The following is a 3,793-nucleotide window of genomic DNA, read 5'->3' as shown; positions in this document are numbered from 1 at the left end:
TTGTGAACGGACGTGGAGCCACGGCGGTTACGTCGGGCTGCGAAGCGTCAACCACCCGGGACGCGGCATGACCGCCGCCGGGAATCCCTCGCGTTCACGCGGGGGAGGATGTCAACAGCCGGGCATCGCGGCGCTGGCCGCCGGGAGCGTCAGCCCGATCGCGACCGTCGTGCTGGTGGCGGTGACGCTGTTCGGCGCACAGCCGGTGTCAGGATGCCGGGCAGCCTTGGTAGATCTTGACTGATTCGTAGTACTTCTTCGCCTCGAGATGTAGGGGTACCAGGCAGTAGGCGGGATTGGTCCCTACCGTCTGGCGGCTTGTTAGGAAGTGCCGGCCTGCGTCGTCGGGCCACAGTGCGCGTTCGAAGACGGCGCGCTGGTTGGTGAGGGCCTGGGCGGTGTAGCGGACCAGGTCGGGGTCTGTGGCCTCGGTCGCGACGATGCCGTTGGGTATGGCGACGGTGGAGGCTGGTTCGATGCCGGGGTAGTCCTGGGGCCCGATGGTCTGGTTGCCGTAGATCTGCCCGCGGGCGAAGCTGTTCCCTGCCTTGGACCGGTAGAAGTTGTCCCATTCGGTCTCCATGGCCCGCTGGTAGCTGGCGAGGGGGAGCAGGCGCAGGCCTACTCCTTCTGTTGCTTCCCGGTAGATTTCGTCGGTGGGTGCTCCGCCCGACCACAGCACCGCGTCGACGTGCCCGGCGCGCAGTGCTGCTAGGCCGTTGACCAGCGTCATCGGCTCAGGTGTGGCAGGCGTGAGGGAACAGGCAGAGGGCTGTGGGCCGGCGGCGAGCTGGATCTGGCGGAAGAGAACCTGCCCGATCTGGAAGGTTCCGGAGTCCGGGAGTCCGGTGGCGACGCGTGTTCCGGAGCAGAGCTGGTCTGCGGTAGTGATGTCGGAGCCTTGGCGTACGACGAGTTGCAGCAGGTCGAACCATAGCGGTCCGACCGAACGCAACTCGTCTATCGGGGAGCCGGCGAACTGCGACACAGCGTAGCGGGCGTCGACCGCTGTTGTGAGCTGGACGATCGACAGGCTGCAGCGTGCGTTGGGGTCGCGCAGGGTGTTCAGGTTGTGGGCGCTGCCGATCGTCGTTACGACGTTCACCTTCGTGCCGGGGTAGGCCGTGCGGAGGAGACCGGCCAGCGCCTCGCCGTACTTGTTGTAGGGGCTGTCCGGCTGACCAGTCATGATCGAGACACTGTCGCATTGGCCTATCGCAGCAATTTTCGGCCCGGATGGTGGGGCGGGGTCGGGATCGCCTCCCGGCCAGGGCGGCCACGTCGTCACCACAACCACGACCACGACCACGACGGCAAGGGTCCGCCGCGGGTGGGCACGAACCCAGTGCCAGACACCCCGCCAAGCGCGAATGACAATAGTGGAGCGGCCACTGTGTGATGGGTCCACAGGCGGAACCGGGCCAGGCCAGGGAGGCTTAGGGAAGGGCGGCGCCTTGCTTGGTTTTTCCCTGCTCTTGCGCAGGGAGTTGATCTTCTTGGTGAGGCGGGTGGTGGCGGCAGGCTCGTCGAGGCCGAACAGGTCCAACGAGACGATCTGGCGGAGCGGATGCGGATCAGGCAGAGGGCAGTTGGTGATCTTGACGGGTATCAGCCTGCTGGCGAAGCCCAGCGGGTCGGCGGCGTGGACGGCGCGCCATTCCGCCTGGACGCGGTCGGAGGTCAGGTAGGCCTCGGAGAGCGCGGCGATGGTGCGCGCGGCCTCGGTGACGCCTTGCTGGATGCGGAAAGCCCAGATCGAGCCAGGGATGGAGTCCCAGGCCTGGATCAGTACCCGGTAGCCGGCCGCCTCCAGCTGCCAGGCGATCCACTCCGCCGACTGCTGATCGGCCGCGGTGTAGGAGACGAAGAAGTCCGTCTTCGCCGGCCCCCCGCGGTGTCGTCGTCCGAGGGTTGGATCCCCGTATCCACGCCCATGCCCTACAGCATGCCATCCGGTCACGAACCGCTATAGACCCGCCGTCCCGGATGTGAGTCGAACGCGCGACTCCGCCAGCCTCGGTCCTCAAGGAACGCGGGGAGTGCCGTCCTCGCCCGGATAGCATTTCTTGCCGACTTAAGAAAGGGGCGCTCGGTGGTGATCGACAGCATGAACGCCGAACCGGATGTGGATCCGGTCGATCTGACCGTCGAGGTGGCTGCCGAGGTGGCCGGACCGGACGCGGAGCTGGCCGCGGAACGCGAGCACCTCCGGCGCAGCCGGCGGGCGCTGGCGGGGATGCGGGCCGAGATCGAGGGAACGGAGATCGCCGCGGGCGACGCGGTCGTGGACAAGGTGACGAACGCCTACCTGAAGCTGGCGAAGCAACGGCGGCTCGCCAGCTTCACCGAGCAGGAGGATTCGACGCCGCTGTTCTTCGCCCGGGTCGACTACGGGCCCGACGCGCCCCGGGTCCCCGGCCAGTGCTTCTACCTCGGGCGGCGGCACGTGCGCGAGGCTGCCGGGGACGATCCGCTGGTCGTCGACTGGCGCACCGAGGTCGCCCGGCCGTTCTACCGGGCGCATCCGGGCGACCCGATGGGGCTCACGGTCCGACGCAGGTTCGGCTACGACGGGGCGGAGCTCACCGCGTTCGAGGACGAACCGCTCGTCCCCCGCCGCCCGGCGGCGGGAAAGCCGGCGGCGGGAAAGGCAGCGGGAGAGGCGACCGGGCCGGCCGGCGGCCTGCTGGACCGGGAGATCGAGCGGCCCCGCACCGGGCCGATGCGCGACATCATCGCGACGATCCAACCCGAGCAGGACGAGATCGTCCGGGCGGATCTCGCCGTGAGCGTGTGCGTCCAGGGCGCCCCGGGGACGGGCAAGACCGCCGTGGGGCTGCACCGGGCCGCCTATCTGCTCTACGCCCACCGCGAGCAGCTGCGGCGCTCCGGGGTACTCGTCGTCGGCCCCAACCGCGCCTTCCTCGGCTACATCGCCGCGGTGCTGCCCTCCCTCGGGGAGTTCACGGTGCGGCACAGCACCCTCGACGACGTGGTGGGCGCGGTCGCCGTGCGTGGCACGGACCCCGACGACGTGGCCGCGCTCAAGGGCGACGCCCGGGTGGCGACGGTGATCCGTCGGGCGTTGCACGGGGCGATCCGCCTGCCCACCCGGCCGGTCTCCGTGGACACCCGGGTCGGCCGGTGGACGGTCGGCGCCGACGAGTTCGCGGACCTGGCCGCCGACCTGATTGCGCAGCTGCGGGCGGGCGCGTTGCGCTACGGCACCGCCCGGGCACGCCTGGCCGGCCGGATCGCCGAGTCTGTCCGCCGCCGGGCCGAGGCGAGCGGACACTTCTTCACCGACGGGGCACTGCGCACCCTCGCCCGCGGCCGGGCCGTCCGCGAGGCCGTCGAGGCGGTCTGGCCGCGGGCCGACGCGCCGGGCCTGGTGCACCGCCTGCTCACCGACCCGGCGTTCCTGGCGTCGGCGGCCAGCGGGGTGCTCGCCGGCGACGAACAGCGCCTGCTGCTGACCGGCGCACCGCGAGGCGGGGCCCGGACGGCGCGCTGGTCGCTCGCCGACGCGTTCTGCATCGATGAGGCCCGGGACCTCATCGAGAGCGAACCGGGCTTCGGGCACGTGATCATCGATGAGGCGCAGGACCTCTCCGCGATGCAGTGCCGCGCGCTCGGCCGCCGCTGCGCGGACGGCTCCGCCACCGTCCTCGGGGACATCGCCCAGGGCACCACCGGCTGGGCCGCGACCTCGTGGCCGACGTTGCTGGCCCATCTCGGCAAACCCACGGCGCACCTGGAGGTGCTGACCCGCGGCTACCGGGTGCCCGCGGAG

3 protein-coding genes are annotated in these 3,793 nt (G+C 70.5%); 2 read left to right on the top strand and 1 reads right to left on the bottom strand.

Features of this window, described 5'->3' with window-relative positions:
• Positions 1-244: hypothetical protein (locus ACY45C_RS06880; protein ID WP_462186797.1), on the top strand; the 244-nt coding region annotated here is incomplete at its 5' end.
• Here ACY45C_RS06880 and ACY45C_RS06875 read toward each other — a convergent pair.
• On the bottom strand, positions 209-1,960 hold the full coding sequence (locus ACY45C_RS06875) for a TAXI family TRAP transporter solute-binding subunit (protein ID WP_462186795.1): 1,752 nt from the start codon (positions 1,958-1,960) through the stop codon (positions 209-211). The genes ACY45C_RS06880 and ACY45C_RS06875 overlap by 36 nt on opposite strands.
• Positions 1,961-2,107: 147 nt before the next feature.
• Here ACY45C_RS06875 and ACY45C_RS06870 point away from each other — a divergent pair.
• On the top strand, positions 2,108-3,793 hold a 1,686-nt coding region (locus ACY45C_RS06870), incomplete at its 3' end, for a HelD family protein (protein ID WP_462186799.1).

It is taken from the genome of Frankia sp. CcWB2 (genome assembly GCF_977927585.1).
The sequence above is the reverse complement of the archived record's forward strand: the minus strand, read 5'-3'. Positions and strand labels throughout refer to the sequence as shown.